Annotated in this window: 14 protein-coding genes; 8 read left to right on the top strand and 6 right to left on the bottom strand. The window is 71.1% G+C overall.

From position 1 onward, the window contains the following. Positions 1 to 3 precede the first annotated feature (3 nt). From EFL95_RS00910 to EFL95_RS00900, 3 genes are all read right to left on the bottom strand, one after another. Positions 4 to 2,151 carry an MMPL family transporter gene (locus tag EFL95_RS00910; RefSeq protein ID WP_123232186.1) on the bottom strand — a complete coding sequence of 716 codons (2,148 nt, stop codon included), beginning with the start codon at positions 2,149 to 2,151 and terminating at the stop codon, positions 4 to 6. A 64-nt stretch (positions 2,152 to 2,215) separates the two neighbouring features. Then, on the bottom strand, positions 2,216 to 2,575 hold the full coding sequence (locus EFL95_RS00905) for a DUF4345 family protein (RefSeq protein ID WP_221176271.1): 360 nt from the start codon (positions 2,573 to 2,575) through the stop codon (positions 2,216 to 2,218). Then, complete coding sequence (locus EFL95_RS00900; protein WP_123232185.1) at positions 2,572 to 3,438, bottom strand: alpha/beta fold hydrolase; 867 nt, start codon at positions 3,436 to 3,438, stop codon at positions 2,572 to 2,574. The genes EFL95_RS00905 and EFL95_RS00900 overlap by 4 nt, the downstream gene beginning before the upstream one ends. A gap of 47 nt (positions 3,439 to 3,485) precedes the next feature. Between EFL95_RS00900 and EFL95_RS00895 the strand changes: the two genes are divergently transcribed. Genes EFL95_RS00895 through EFL95_RS00885 form a run of 3 tightly spaced genes read left to right on the top strand, consistent with a single transcriptional unit; the run spans position 3,486 to position 5,416 of the window. Next, the gene (locus tag EFL95_RS00895) at positions 3,486 to 4,079 is read left to right on the top strand and encodes a TetR/AcrR family transcriptional regulator (protein WP_221176270.1); all 594 of its coding nucleotides are present in this window, start codon (positions 3,486 to 3,488) and stop codon (positions 4,077 to 4,079) included. Between the two features lie 25 nt (positions 4,080 to 4,104). Further along, entirely contained in the window at positions 4,105 to 4,908 is an 804-nt protein-coding gene (locus EFL95_RS00890; protein ID WP_123232183.1) for an enoyl-CoA hydratase, read from the top strand. 16 nt (positions 4,909 to 4,924) lie between these two features. Continuing rightward, positions 4,925 to 5,416 (top strand): DinB family protein, encoded by a 492-nt coding sequence (locus EFL95_RS00885; protein WP_123232182.1) that lies wholly within the window; start codon positions 4,925 to 4,927, stop codon positions 5,414 to 5,416. On the opposite strand, the gene EFL95_RS00880 is transcribed toward EFL95_RS00885, so the two are convergent. Genes EFL95_RS00880 through coaA form a run of 3 tightly spaced genes read right to left on the bottom strand, consistent with a single transcriptional unit; the run spans position 5,413 to position 7,806 of the window. After that, positions 5,413 to 6,027 (bottom strand): class I SAM-dependent methyltransferase, encoded by a 615-nt coding sequence (locus EFL95_RS00880; protein WP_123232181.1) that lies wholly within the window; start codon positions 6,025 to 6,027, stop codon positions 5,413 to 5,415. The two genes, EFL95_RS00885 and EFL95_RS00880, sit on opposite strands and share 4 nt — an antisense overlap. Next, entirely contained in the window at positions 6,024 to 6,794 is a 771-nt protein-coding gene (locus EFL95_RS00875; RefSeq protein WP_148044928.1) for a DUF427 domain-containing protein, read from the bottom strand. Before EFL95_RS00875 ends, EFL95_RS00880 begins: the two co-directional genes overlap by 4 nt. A gap of 55 nt (positions 6,795 to 6,849) precedes the next feature. Continuing rightward, complete coding sequence (gene coaA, locus EFL95_RS00870; RefSeq protein ID WP_123232179.1) at positions 6,850 to 7,806, bottom strand: type I pantothenate kinase; 957 nt, start codon at positions 7,804 to 7,806, stop codon at positions 6,850 to 6,852. 92 nt (positions 7,807 to 7,898) lie between these two features. On the opposite strand from coaA, the gene glmS reads away from it, so the two are divergent. The 5 genes from glmS to tsaE are packed head-to-tail and all read left to right on the top strand — an operon-like array spanning position 7,899 to position 13,560. Continuing rightward, positions 7,899 to 9,743: a glutamine--fructose-6-phosphate transaminase (isomerizing) gene (glmS, locus tag EFL95_RS00865; protein ID WP_123232178.1), complete on the top strand. Its 1,845-nt coding sequence runs from the start codon at positions 7,899 to 7,901 to the stop codon at positions 9,741 to 9,743. 7 nt (positions 9,744 to 9,750) lie between these two features. Further along, entirely contained in the window at positions 9,751 to 10,098 is a 348-nt protein-coding gene (locus EFL95_RS00860; RefSeq protein ID WP_123232177.1) for a holo-ACP synthase, read from the top strand. 2 nt (positions 10,099 to 10,100) lie between these two features. Next, positions 10,101 to 11,486 (top strand): bifunctional ADP-dependent NAD(P)H-hydrate dehydratase/NAD(P)H-hydrate epimerase, encoded by a 1,386-nt coding sequence (locus tag EFL95_RS00855; protein WP_123232175.1) that lies wholly within the window; start codon positions 10,101 to 10,103, stop codon positions 11,484 to 11,486. Between the two features lie 8 nt (positions 11,487 to 11,494). Then, positions 11,495 to 12,670 (top strand): alanine racemase, encoded by a 1,176-nt coding sequence (gene alr / locus EFL95_RS00850; protein ID WP_123232174.1) that lies wholly within the window; start codon positions 11,495 to 11,497, stop codon positions 12,668 to 12,670. Beyond that, positions 12,667 to 13,560, top strand: a complete 894-nt coding sequence (gene tsaE, locus EFL95_RS00845; RefSeq protein WP_123232173.1) for a tRNA (adenosine(37)-N6)-threonylcarbamoyltransferase complex ATPase subunit type 1 TsaE — start codon at positions 12,667 to 12,669, stop codon at positions 13,558 to 13,560. Before alr ends, tsaE begins: the two co-directional genes overlap by 4 nt. The last annotated feature ends 2 nt before the right edge of the window (positions 13,561 to 13,562 follow it).

The raw sequence follows: 13,562 nt of genomic DNA, 5'->3' as shown, positions 1-13,562 counted from the left end.
CGGTCAGTGCGTGTAGTGCTCGCCGGTCCGGGCGAAGTGCTCCTCGTCGGTCTCGTCACCGTGACCCGGCCACCAGGCTGCGTGGCCGATGAGTGCGGTGAGTGCCGGGGTGAAGAACATCGACATGATGAACGCCGCGACGAAGATGCCGAACGACAGCGCGAAGCCGAGCGAGACGATGAACGAGTTCCCGCCGAGCATGAACGTCGCGAACGTACCGGCCAGGATCAGGCCGGCTGCGGCGATCGTCGGTCCGGCGTGCTTGACCGCCTCGGCCGCCGCGTCGTGCGGCGTCCGGCCAGCACGGGCCTCGTCGCGGAGTCGCGCGATCATCAGGATGTTGTAGTCGGTGCCGAGAGCCACGACGAACAGGTAGATGTAGATCGGCAGCAGGAAGATCAGGCCCGAGTCGCCCTTGATGTGCTGGATCACCAGGACGGTCGCGCCGAGGGTGGCGGCGAAGCCCAGACCGACCGAGACCATCAGGAACAGCGGCGCGACCAGGCTGCGCAGCAGCAGGGCCAGGATCAGCAGGATGATCGCCGCCGCCACCGGGAAGATCACCGAGTAGTCGCGGTTCATCGCCTTCTGCATGTCGACGAAGACCGAGGTGGTTCCGCCGACGTACGCCTGGGTGCCCGCGGGCGCAGCCGCGTGTGCCGCCGCGCGGATCGGACCCTTGACGTTGGCGATCGCCGCGTCCGATCCCGGGTCGTCCTTCAGCACGACGCTGAACGCGGCCGCCTTGCCGCTGGGGGAGAGCACGGCCGGGGAGACCTGGGCAGCACCCTTGGCGCCGGTCAGCTTCTGCTGGAACGTGGCCAGCTCGCCCTGGTTGAGCGGGGTCTTCGAGGTGAGCATCACCGTCGCCGGGTCGGTGGCACCCGACGGCAGGCCCTTCTCGAGGGTGGTCAGCGCCTGGGTCGACTCGACGTTCTTGGGCAGGCTGGAGTTGAAGTCGAACGCGGGGTTGAACCCGAGCGCGAAGATCGCCAGCACCGCGAGGGCGAGGCCGGACGCGGCCGCGAACACGGCGGGGCGCTTGCCCAGCTGGTTGCCGATGGCGGCGAAGCGCGCGGCTTCCGGTTCCTTGCGCCAGTTCTTCGACGGCCAGAACAGCGCCTTGCCGAACAGCGAGACCAGCGCCGGGACCAGCGTCAGTGCCGCCAGCAGCGTGACGCCGACGGCGATCGCGAGCGACGGCCCGATCGAGCGGAAGATGCTCAGCGAGCTGAGGATCAGCGCCAGGAAGGCGACGATGACGGCGCCACCGGCAGAGGCGATCGCTTCGCCGGCCCGCTCCATCGCGTGGATCAGCGCCTCGCCCGGGTCCTCGCCGAGGCGCAGCCGCTCGCGGTAGCGGAAGAGCAGGAACAGGATGTAGTCGGTCCCGACGCCGTACATCACCACGACCATGATCACGGTGATGGAGCTGTCGGCCTTGAGGTCGAAGAGGTTGTTCGCCCAGGCGACCAGGCCGTTGGAGATCGGGGTCGCGATACCGACGGTGAGCAGCGGCAGCAGGCAGATCAGCACGCTGCGGAAGATCAGCGCGAGCAGGCCGACGATCAGGAAGATGGTGGCGCCGAAGACGATCTCGAGCGTCTTCTGGCTGGAGTCCTGGGCGTCGAGCTGCTGCGGAGCGGCACCGGTCATCTGCAGCTGGAGACCCGTTCCCTTGACGAGCGGCTTGGCCTCCTTGCGCAGCTCCTTCGCGGCCTTCATGGCCGCGTCGTCGAACCCGGTCGCGTTCTTGGCCAGACCGGCGACACCGATCTGGACGAGCTTGTTCTCCGACGGGGGCTGGATCGCGGCGCCGGCGAACACCTTGTGCAGGACCTTCTTGTCCTTGATCGCCTGGTTCAGCGAGTCGACGACCTTGGTCGCCTTGAGCGCGTCGGTCGCGGTCAGCTTGCCGCCGTCGGTGCGGTCGAAGACGAGGATCGCGCCCGGCTGGGACTGCTGCGGGAAGTCGTCCTGCTGGATCTGGGCAGCCTTGATCGACTCGTAGTGCTTCGGCAGGAACGCCGACTCGTCCTGGGTCGAGCTCAGCCCGGGAGCGACGATGGCGACCACGACGGCTGCGATGAGCCAGGCGGCGACCACGAACCAGCGGAAACGAGTTACGAAACGACCCAGAGCAGCAAACATGGGGCAAGCCTACGGGTCTGGACACGTGTCCAAATAATCAATACCGGGTGACCTTCGTCATGCGTCACCGTGCGGCCAGTGTCAGTGCCGCAAGTCCGACCTCGAGGACCAGGAAGAACCCCGGTGATCGCAGCAGGGTCCGGGGCTCCACCAGGGCGCTCACCAGTCGCCCTGCGGCCATCCCGAAGAGGCTGACGGCCACCGCGACCAGGGCGCCGTCGCGCAGGGTGTCGGAGCCGTCGGTGAGCACCAGCAGGGCGGCGATCGCGAGCCCGAAGCCGCCGTAGACCGCGCGTACCTCGCTGCGGGACTCGGGAGTCGTCGGGGCGACGCCGAACGGGGCCCAGATGAACGCCGGCCGGACCAGTGCGGCCAGGCCCATCGCCGCGAACCCGATCGCCACGACCAGCGCTGCCGCGTTCACCGGCTGCTCCCGACCGGGCGCGAGGCGACGAATGCGGCGATCGCGCTGGCGACCGCCTCGGGCTGGTCGAGCGGTGAGAACGTCTTCGCGTCGGGCACGAGCACGAGCTCGCAGCCGTTCAGCGCTGTCTGGAGGCGGGTCGCGTCGCTGACGGGGAAGAGGGTGTCGTCCTCACCCCAGACCACCAGGGCAGGCATCGTCAGGTCGGGCAGCTTCGCCGCCGCCGCGAGCGTGTCCTTGCTGTCTGCGGCGCCGAAGAACCGCAGCGCGTCGCGTCGGATCCGTCGGTCGCGGATGAGCGGTGCGACGAACGAGCGGAGCAGCTCGGTGGGCTGCCGGTGGGCGTTGACCTCTCCGAACGCGGTCGGTCCGCGCAGGATCGGCTCGAAGCGCATGGCCTGGGCCACCAACCAACCGGCCCCCGGCACGTGCGCGAGCCTGCTCAGCCGCTTGAAGTCGCCGGGCGGGAAGTTGTCGAAGGAGTCGCAGTTCGTCAGCACCAGGCGCCCGATCCGGCTCGGGTCCGAGGTGACGAGCAGCTGGGTGACCGCGCCGCCGGAGTCGTTGCCGACGATGGTGACGTCCTCGAGGTCCAGGGCGGCGAGGAAGTCCGCGATGATCCGGGCCGCGCCCGGGGGAGTGACGTCGGCCCCGGGGTTCATCGGGGTCGTGTGCGATCCGAACGGCCAGGTCGGCACGATGCAGCGCAGGCCGGCGGCGGCCAGGCGCAGTGCCACCGGCTCCCAGAGTCGGCCGTCGACGGCGAAGCCGTGGACGAAGACGAGGGTCTCGCCCTGACCGTCCCGGGCGTCGTAGACGCGGTAGTGGATGGGGCCTGCGGGGAGTTCGACGGTGAGTTCCATACGACATGTATATATGTACAGACTGTATGTATGTCAAGATGGTGTGCGTGACGCCACAGCGGATGACGCAGGCCCAGCGCCGCGAGTCGACGCGTGCGGCGCTGCTCGAGGCCGGGCGGACGCTGTTCGCCGAGCGCGGGTACGACGCGGTGGCCGCGGAGGAGATCGTCACCGAGGCGGGCGTGACCCGGGGGGCGCTCTACCACCACTTCGACGGCAAGGCCGGGCTGTTCGAGGCCGTCTTCGTCGCCATCGAGGCCGGCCTCGTCGAGGAGTTCCTGGAGAGCTTCCAGGTCGGCGACCCGCTCGACGCGATGCGCGAGGGGATCACCCGGTTCCTGGAGCTGAGCCTGGAGGCCGGGGTGCAGCGGATCGCGCTGATCGACGCACCGGTCGTGCTCGGCTGGCAACGCTGGCACGAGATCGAGGCGCAGTACGGCCTGGGCCTGATCCAGGCCGGCCTGGACGCCGCTGTCGCCGCCGGCAGCATCGCGCCGCTGCCCACCGCCGAGCTCGCGAACGCGTTTCTCGGGGCCCTGGTCGAGTCGGCTCTCGCCGTTGCCCGCGCCGACGACCCGAAGGCGGCGAAGAAGAAGGCCGAGAAGGTCCTGGTCGCGATGCTGGACGGCCTCGCCACCTGACGCAGCAGGCACTACGTTTCCCAGCGTGAGCTTCGTCCTGGTCGAGCGTCCCGTGCCCGAGGTCGCCGTGGTGACCCTGAACCGACCCGAGCGGATGAACGCGATGGCGTTCGACGTGATGGTGCCGTTCCGCGACCAGCTGGTCGAGCTCGGCCACGACAACAGCATCCGCGCTGTGGTCATCACCGGTGCCGGTCGTGGGTTCTGCTCCGGGGCCGATCAGGAGTCCGCAGGCGTCCCTCCGCACGTCGAGGGGCTGACCCGGCCGACGTACGCGCTCCGTTCGATGGAGATGCTCGAGGACATCACGCTGACGCTGCGCAAGCTGCACCAGCCGGTCATCGCCGCGATCAACGGCGCAGCCATCGGTGGCGGCCTGTGCCTCTCGCTGGCGTGCGACATCCGGATCGCCGCGCCCGCGGCGTACTTCCGCGCCGCCGGTATCAACAACGGACTGACCGCCAGCGAGCTCGGCCTGTCCTACCTGCTGCCGCGGGCCATCGGCTCCTCGCGCGCGAACGAGATCATGCTGACCGGGCGCGACGTGCAGGCCGAGGAGGCCGAGCGGATCGGTCTGGTCAGCGAGATCGCCGAGGACGTCGTCGGCCGCGCCGTCGAGATCGGTCAGCGCATCGCCGGCTGGTCGCAGCCCGGCGTCGAGCTCACCAAGCGCACCCTGGTCAACGGCCTGGACGCCTCCTCGCTCGAGGGACACATGCAGGCCGAGGGTCTCGGCCAGCTCTACGTGCGGATCCTGACCTCGAACTTCGAGGAGGCGACCCGCGCTCGCAAGGAGAAGCGCCCGGCCAAGTTCACCGACGACCGCTGAGAGGTAGTCCAGAACCATGCTGGAGACCCAGAGGGAGCACGTCCCCGACAACGACGGCGGAGAGCTCGACACCGCGCTGGCCTTCCTGAACTTCGTCCGGTCCTGCCTGCTCAAGAAGCTCGACGGGTTGGACGACGAGCAGCAGCGCCGCCGGCTCGTGGTCTCGGAGACCACCCTGCTCGGCCTGGTGCGGCACTCGATCGACGGTGAGCGCTACTGGTTCTCCTACGTCGTCGGCGGCGACGAGCGGTACGCCGAGGTCGACTTCGGCATGGACGTGCCGGACGAGCGCACCGCGGACGACGTGGTGGCCGCCTATCGCGCCGCGATCGCCGACAGCGACGCCGCCATCCGCGAGCGCGGCCTCGACGCCCAGGTCGCGCGCTGGGACTTCGAGAACCCGAAGTCGGTCCGCTGGGTCCTCGCGCACATGACCGGGGAGACCGCCCGGCACGCCGGCCACGCCGACATCCTGCGCGAGCTGATCGACGGCGTGACCGGACGCTAGGCGCGGGTCAGCACGGCGACGACGTAGTCGTCCGCCGGTGGGTGCAGCTCGTAGGTGCCGAACCGGTGCTGCACCGCCAGGCCCGCGGCCCCGACGTCCGCGGCGAACGCGTCGAACGGGTAGTCGCGGGCATTGCCGTGCATGCGGACCGGGTGGAAGCCGACCAGGATCCGACCGCCGTCGGCGAGCAGGTCGCGCAACGAGGCGAGCAGCTGCGGCTCGGTGTCCTCGGCGGCGAAGACGATCACGTTGCCGACCAGCACGATCAGGTCGAACCCGCCGTCGTGCCCGGTTGCGGCCAGCGATGCCGGCGTCAGCGCGAGCAGGTCGGAGGTGAGCATCGGCAGGCCCGGGAAGAGCCTCGCCGCGCGCTCGACGAGCTCAGGGTCCTTCTCGACCGCCAGCACCTCGTGACCGCGCGCCTGCAGGGCGCCGCCGATCCGGCCGATCCCGGCGCCGGCATCCAGGATGCGCGAACCCCGGGCGACCAGGGTGTCGGCCAGTCGGGCCTCGCCCTCGACGTCGGCCCCGGACTCGATCAGCCTGGTGAACTCGTCCTTGTAGCCGCTCTGGCCCCACTGCTCCCAGCGGGTGGGCGGGATCTCGTTCATCGCAGCTCCTCTCCGTCGACCAGCAACGTGACCCGTTCGTTCCAGAAGCTCACCATGCCCGCGACCGGGACGGCGTCCGGGAGCGGTTCGGGGTAGTACCACGCGAGGTCCTTGCCGCGCCGGTCCTCGCGCAGCGACAGGTAGGACGCCCACCCCTTGTACGGGCATCCGGTCACCGTGGAGCTCTCGACGAACAACCCGGGGGTGAGGTCGTCGCGGGGCAGGTACCAACGCGGCGGGAGCTCGGTCTCCAGGAGCACGACCGCGCGGTGGGTCTCGGCGAGGCGGGTGCCGCGATACTCGACCACCAGGTGACGCTCGGACGGCCGGGTGCTGATCCGGACGTACGGGTCCTGCGGGTGCACGATCATCGGGGTGCCTTCCTCGTGCCAGTCGAAGGCGCTCCAGCGCAGCACGACCAGGTCGGCCAGATCGGGGTCGTCGACGATGAAGCCGGCGTCGGTGATCACCTCGGTCCCCACGGTCAGCGTGACGGTGCGACCGTCCGTCCCGTGGACCCGGCCGCGGTCGGCGTACCCGATCAGCTCGGGGAGGTGGGCCGGAGCGCGGTACGGCGCCGTCGTCATCGGAACCCGGATCGCACGCACCGGCACCGCGTAGGCCGGGATCTTGGAGTGCGGTTCCCAGACCAGGACCGCCTCCGTCGTCTCGGCGACCATCTGGCCGCCGTACGACGCGCGGACCTGCTGGCGGACCGGTTCGAAGCGCAGCCGGCTGCGCAGGTCGGTGAACACTGCCGACATCATCTGGGCCACTCCTCGATCGTCGGGCCCGTGACCGCTCGGCGCAATGACGAGGGTCTTACAGCTTGCGCAACCGCACCCAGCGGATCGAGTGGTCGTGGTCCTTGCGCAGCACCAGCGTCGCGCGCGACCGGGTCGGCGCGACGTTGCTGGTCAGGTTCGGTCCGTTGATCTCGTCCCAGATCCGACCGGCCTCAGCGATCGCCTCGTCGTGCGAGAGCCCGGCGTACCGGGCGAAGTAGGACTGCGGGTCGCGGAACGCCGTCTCGCGCAGCCGCAGGAACCGCTCGGTGTACCACTGCTTGATGTCGTTGGCCGCGGCGTCGACGTAGATGGTGAAGTCGAAGAAGTCGCTGACCGCGAGACCGGTACGTCCGTCGGGCCGGGTCTGGGCCGGCTGCAGCACGTTGAGGCCCTCGACGATCACGATGTCGGGGCGCTGGACCACGACCTTCTCGTCGGTGACGTCGTAGACGAGGTGGGAGTACACCGGGGCCTCGACCTCGTCCTTGCCCGACTTGATGTCGATCACGAACCTCAGCAGCGCCTTGCGGTCGTAGGACTCCGGGAAGCCCTTGCGGTGCAGGATCCCGCGTCGCTCCAGCTCGGCGTTGGGGTGGAGGAAGCCGTCGGTGGTGACCAGGGCGACCTGCGGGTGCGCCGGCCAGTGCGCCAGCATCTGCTGCAGCACCCGGGCAGTGGTGGACTTGCCGACCGCGACCGAGCCGGCGAGACCGATCACGAAGGGGGTGCGCGGCGGCGTCGGGCGGGCGAGGAAGTCCTCCTGGGCGCGGTGCAGCGAGCCCGCTGCCTCGACGTAGAGGCTGAGCAGGCGGGACAGCGGCAGGTAGACCTGCTGGACCTCGTCGAGATCGAGCTGCTCGCCCAGGCCGCGGACCCGGTTGATCTCCTCGGCGCTCAACGGTTGGTCGGTACGTCCGCCGAGCTCTGCCCAGGCCTCGCGGTCCAGCTCGACGTACGGCGAAGCCTCGCCGGTCGGGGTGCCGTTGGCCATGCCGTGATTCTTCCAGTACGTCGCGTGGCCCCGCTCACTCGCCCCGCTCACGCAGCTCGGTCCGCCCGTGCGGACCCCCTAGACTCAGCCCTATGTGCGGGATCGTGGGATACGTCGGCGAGCAACAGGCCCGGGACGTCGTCATCGAGGGGCTGCGGCGCCTGGAGTACCGCGGCTACGACTCCGCGGGCATCGCGCTGGTCACCGACGGCACCATCGCCAGCGACAAGCGCGCCGGCAAGCTGGCCAACCTCGAGAAGGCCATCGAGGAGTCCCCGCTCCCGCCGTCGACCACCGGGATCGGGCACACCCGCTGGGCCACCCACGGTGCGCCGAACGACGTGAACGCCCACCCGCACCTCGGTGCGACCGGCCGCGTCGCGGTCGTGCACAACGGCATCATCGAGAACTTCGCCCGGCTCCGCGACGAGCTCGAGCGCGCCGGCCACGACCTCAAGTCCGAGACCGACACCGAGGTCACCGCGCACCTGATCGAGCTCGAGGTCGTCGCCGGCGCCGACCTGACCGCCGCGATGCAGGCGGTCTGCCGCCGGCTCGAGGGCGCGTTCACCCTGGTCGCGGTCGACGCCGAGGACCCCACCCGCGTGGTCGCCGCGCGCCGCAACTCCCCGCTGGTCGTCGGGATCGGCGAGGGCGAGAACTTCATCGGCTCCGACGTCGCCGCCTTCATCGAGCACACCCGGGAAGCGCTCGAGCTCGGTCAGGACCAGGTGGTCACGATCACCCGTGCCGGCGTCGAGGTCAGCGACTTCGACGGCAACCCCGCCGAGGGCCGTCGCTACCACGTCGACTGGGACCTCGCGTCCGCCGAGAAGGACGGCTACGACTGGTTCATGCGCAAGGAGATCTTCGAGCAGCCGCGCGCGGTCGCCGATGCCCTCCTCGGCCGGCACGACGAGTCCGGGCTGCTCCAGCTCGACGAGGTCCGGATCAGCGACGACGAGCTCCGCGAGATCGACAAGATCATCATCATCGGCTGCGGCACCGCGAACTACGCGGGCATGGTGGCCAAGTACGCCATCGAGCACTGGACCCGGATCCCGTGCGAGGTCGAGCTGGCCCACGAGTTCCGCTACCGCGACCCGATCCTGACCCGGAACACCCTGGTCGTCGCGATCAGCCAGTCCGGCGAGACCGCCGACACCCTGATGGCGATCCGGCACGCGGTGAAGCAGCGGGCCCGGGTGCTCGCGATCTGCAACACCAACGGGTCGACGATCCCGCGCGAGTCCGACGCGGTCATCTACACCCACGCCGGTCCCGAGATCGGCGTCGCCTCCACCAAGGGCTTCCTGACCCAGCTCATCGCCTGCTACCTGCTCGGTCTCTACCTGGCGCAGGTGCGCGGCACGAAGTTCGGCGACGAGATCGCCGCGGTCGTCCGCGAGCTCAGCCAGATGCCGGCCCACCTCGAGCGGGTGCTCGGCGACGCCCAGCGCGTCTACGACCTGGCCGAGCGTTTCAAGGACGCCAAGTCGGTGCTCTTCCTCGGTCGGCACGCCGGCTTCCCGGTGGCCCTCGAGGGTGCGCTCAAGCTCAAGGAGCTCGCGTACATCCACGCCGAGGGTTTCGCCGCCGGCGAGCTCAAGCACGGCCCGATCGCGCTGATCGACCAGGGCCTGCCGGTCTTCTGCGTCGTCCCGCCGCGTGGCCGGGACCAGCTCCACGACAAGATGATCAGCGCCATCCAGGAGATCCGCGCCCGCGGTGCCCTGACGATCGTCCTCGCCGAGGAGGACGACGACGAGGTGCTCCCGTACGCCGACCTGCTGATCCCGCTGCCGACGGTCCCGACGCTGCTGCAGCCGGTCGTGGCGACCGTGCCGTTGCAGCTGTTCAGCTGCGAGCTGGCGACGCTGATGGGCCACGACGTCGACCAGCCGCGCAACCTGGCGAAGTCCGTCACGGTCGAGTGATCCGTCCATGACCGTCGGGGTCGGCGTCGACGTGGTCGACATCGCGCGGTTCCAGGCGTCCCTGGACCGCACCCCGGCGCTGCGGGAGAAGCTGTTCACGCCGGCCGAGGCCGCGCTGCCGATCGAGTCGCTGGCCGCCCGGTTCGCCGCCAAGGAGGCGCTGGCGAAGGCTCTCGGCGCCCCCGGCAACCTGGCCTGGCACGACGCCGAGGTCGTCTCCTTGCCCTCGGGCCAGCCGACGCTCGAGCTACGCGGAACCGTGCGCGCCCGGGCGGACGAGCTCGGGGTCACCGGCACCCACCTGTCCCTGACCCACGACGGCGGTGTCGCGATCGCCTTCCTGACCCTGGACTGATCGTGCGCGCCGCCCACACCGTCGAGCAGGTCCGTGCGGCCGAGGAGGTCGAGCTCGCCCGCCTGCCCGAGGGCGCGCTGATGCAGCGGGCCGCGACCGGGCTGGCCGTGGCGATCGCCGACCTGCTCGGTGGCGTCTACGGCCGTCGGGTGCTGCTGCTCGTCGGCTCGGGGGACAACGGCGGGGACGCCCTGTACGCCGGCGCGCAGCTGGCGCGACGCGGTGCCGCGGTCGAGGCGATCCTGCTCTCCGAGCAGGTGCACGCCGCTGGACTGGCCGCCCTGCTCGCGCGCCACGGTCGCGTCGTCGACACCACGACGGCGACCCGGCCGGACGTGGTGGTCGACGGCATCGTCGGCATCGGCGGCCGCCCCGGGCTCCGTCCGAACGCGGTCGAGGCCCTCGGCCTGTTCCGGGACGTGCCGGTCGTCGCGGTCGACGTTCCCTCCGGGGTCGGGGTCGACACCGGTGAGCTGGACGGCCCGCACGTGGTCGCCGACCTCACCGTCACCTTCGGCACCCACAAGCCCTGCCACCTGGTCGACCCGGCGGCCTCGGCCTGCGGGGTGGTCGACCTCGTCGGACTCGACCTCGACCTCCCGGAACCGCCGATCCAGGCGCTGCAGGCCGCGGATGTCGCTGTCCTGGTGCCGCGCCCGGACCCGTTTGCCCAGAAGTACACCCGTGGCGTGGTCGGCGTACGGGCCGGGTCGCCGGAGTACACCGGGGCAGCAGTGCTGACCACCTCGGGCGCCTCCTGCGGCCTGGCCGGCATGGTCCGGTACGACGGACCCGCGGCCGACGAGGTACGCGCACGCCATCCGGGGATCGTCGCGAGCGTCGGCCGCGTCCAGGCCTGGGTCGTCGGTCCCGGCGGCGGGGACGACGTGGACGTGCTGCTCGCCGCCTGCCTCGCCGACGGCGTACCGGTCGTCGCGGATGCCGCCGCCCTGCCGCACGTCGAGCCCGGGCACAGTCGGCTCGTCCTCACCCCGCACGCCGGTGAGCTCGCGAGCATGCTCGGCACCGAGCGCGACGCCGTCGAGGCCGACCAGCTCGGGCACGTCCGCCGCGCCGCCGCGCACTTCGGTTGCACCGTGCTGCTCAAGGGCCGGCACACCTTGATCGCGGACCCGGGTGGCCGCGTCCGGGTCACCACCAGCGGCGTGCCCTGGCTGGCCGTGGCCGGAGCCGGCGACGTGCTCGCCGGCGTGATCGGGGCGCTCCTCGCGTCCGGGCTCGAACCGTTCGACGCCGCCTCCGTCGGGTCCTGGCTCCACGGGGCCGCCGCGACCGTGGCCGGCGGCGGTGGGCCGGTCACTCCGGAGGGTGTCGCGGACGCCGTCGCGACCGTCGTCTCGGGGTTGACGTCCGGCCTGCAAGACTGAGCAGCACCATGAGCGAGCACGAGGACTACCGCCGCGCCGAGATCGTCGTCGACCTGGGTGCCATCCGCCGCAACGTCGAGAAGCTCTGCGACGCGGTCGCAGCCGGATCCGACGGCCCTGCGGTGATGGTCGTGGTCAAGGCCGACGGCTACGGGCACGGACTCTTCGGCAGCGCCAGGGCGGCGCGTGCCGGTGGCGCGACCTGGCTCGGCGTCGCTGACCGCGACGAGGCCCTGGACCTGCGCGAGGAGGGCGACACCGGCCGGATGCTCGCGTGGCTCGGCATGCCCGGCGAGGACTACGGCCCGCTGATCGAGGCGGACGTGGACGTGGCGGCGTACTCGACCCAGCAGCTCGAGGAGATCGTCGAGGGCGCGACCGCGACCGGCAAGGTCGCCCGGGTGCACCTCAAGGTCGACACCGGGCTGTCCCGGGGCGGTGCGCCCCTGTCGACCTGGAAGGGGTTGGTCGACGCGGCCGCGAAGGCCGAGAAGGCCGGGCACGTGAAGGTCGCCGGCATCTGGTCGCACTTCGCCTGCTCCGACGAGCCCGAGCACGCCTCCAACGACCTCCAGGAGGAGGCCTTCGAGGCCGCGCTCGAGGTCGCGGACAAGGCCGGCCTGGAGCCGGAGGTGCGGCACCTGGCCAACTCGGCGGCGGCGCTGCTCCGCCCGAGCTCGTGGTACGACCTGGTCCGCTTCGGCATCGCGGCGTACGGGCTCTCGCCGGCCCCGCACGTGACCAACATCGACCACCTCGAGCTCGAGCCGGCGATGACCGTGCACGCCAAGGCGGCCCTGACCAAGGACCTCGCGATCGGTGACGCGGTCTCCTACGGGCACACGTTCACCGCCGAGCGCCCGATGCGGGTGGCCCTGGTGCCGCTCGGCTACGGCGACGGCATCCCGCGGCACGCCTCCTCGCTCGGCCCGGTGCAGATCCGCGGCCACCGCGGCCGGATCCTCGGCCGGGTCTGCATGGACCAGTTCGTCGCCGAGGCGCCGCGCGGCACCGTCGCCGGCGACGAGGTCGTGCTGTTCGGCCCGGGCACGAACGGCGAGCCGACGGCCCAGGAGTGGGCCGAGGCCTGCGGCACGATCTCCTACGAGATCGTCACCCGGATGGGCGGATCGGCCAACCGCGTCGCGAAGCGGTGGACCGATGACGACGGGTCCCTCGTGTGACCGAGATCCTCGAGGTGGGCGCCGAGCGCGCCGCCGACGTCGTCGCGGTGATCCACGGCGCGTTCGCCGGTCGTCCCGTGCTCGACCCGCCCTCGACCGCCCTGGAGGAGACCGAGGAGTCGGTGGCGGCGGCCCTCGCCGAGAACGGTGGCCTGCTCGCGGTGCACGACGGCCAGCCCGTCGGGGCGTTGCTGTTCGTGAACGGCGAGCTGCTCGGCCTGCGCCGGGTCGGCGTGCTGACCGACGCACGCAAGCACGGGGTCGCCAGCCTGCTGGCCGAGCGCGCCGAGGCGGTCGCCCGCCAGCGCGGACATGCCGGCCTGATCCTGGAAGCACGCACCGAGCTGCCGAAGACCGTGCAGTTCTGGCAGCGCCACGGCTACACCGAGGTCGACCGGCACGGCCCGCAGCTGCACCTGCAGCGACTGCTGCCCACCCGGCTCACCCTTCCGACACCCGAGGACACGACCGCCATCGGCGAGCGTCTCGCCGCAGTGCTGCGCGGCGGTGACCTGATGATCCTCACCGGTGACCTCGGCGCCGGGAAGACGACCTTCACCCAGGGGCTCGGCAAGGGCCTCGGGGTCCGCGGCTCGGTCACCTCGCCGACGTTCGTGATCTCGCGGGTGCACCCGTCGTTGGTGGGTGGCCCGGCGCTGATCCACGTGGACGCCTACCGGCTCGGCGACTCCGCGGAGCTGGACGACCTCGACCTGGACACCGACGTCGATCAGGCTGTCACGGTCGTCGAGTGGGGCTCGGGGCTGGCCGAGGCGTTGAGCACCGACCGGCTGGAGATCACCCTGCACCGGGCGGCGGACGACGTCCGCACGATGACCGTCACACCGGTGGGTGCCCGCTGGACCGGCGTCGACCTCGGACTAGGTTGAAC

Origin of the sequence: Nocardioides marmorisolisilvae (genome assembly GCF_003725775.1) — a bacterium.
GTDB lineage: Bacteria > Actinomycetota > Actinomycetes > Propionibacteriales > Nocardioidaceae > Marmoricola > Marmoricola marmorisolisilvae.
This window is presented reverse-complemented; position numbering and strand designations above follow the sequence as displayed.

Bases quoted from the DNA above. Each gene is read 5' to 3' on its own strand.
- EFL95_RS00910 (WP_123232186.1), bottom strand. From the start codon at position 2,151: ATGTTTGCTGCTCTGGGTCGTTTCGTAACTCGTTTCCGCTGGTTCGTG.
- EFL95_RS00900 (WP_123232185.1), bottom strand. From the start codon at position 3,438: ATGGAACTCACCGTCGAACTCCCCGCAGGCCCCATCCACTACCGCGTC.
- EFL95_RS00885 (WP_123232182.1), top strand. From the start codon at position 4,925: ATGCTGGAGACCCAGAGGGAGCACGTCCCCGACAACGACGGCGGAGAG.
- EFL95_RS00880 (WP_123232181.1), bottom strand. From the start codon at position 6,027: ATGAACGAGATCCCGCCCACCCGCTGGGAGCAGTGGGGCCAGAGCGGC.
- EFL95_RS00875 (WP_148044928.1), bottom strand. From the start codon at position 6,794: ATGATGTCGGCAGTGTTCACCGACCTGCGCAGCCGGCTGCGCTTCGAA.
- coaA (WP_123232179.1), bottom strand. From the start codon at position 7,806: ATGGCCAACGGCACCCCGACCGGCGAGGCTTCGCCGTACGTCGAGCTG.
- glmS (WP_123232178.1), top strand. From the start codon at position 7,899: ATGTGCGGGATCGTGGGATACGTCGGCGAGCAACAGGCCCGGGACGTC.
- EFL95_RS00860 (WP_123232177.1), top strand. From the start codon at position 9,751: ATGACCGTCGGGGTCGGCGTCGACGTGGTCGACATCGCGCGGTTCCAG.
- alr (WP_123232174.1), top strand. From the start codon at position 11,495: ATGAGCGAGCACGAGGACTACCGCCGCGCCGAGATCGTCGTCGACCTG.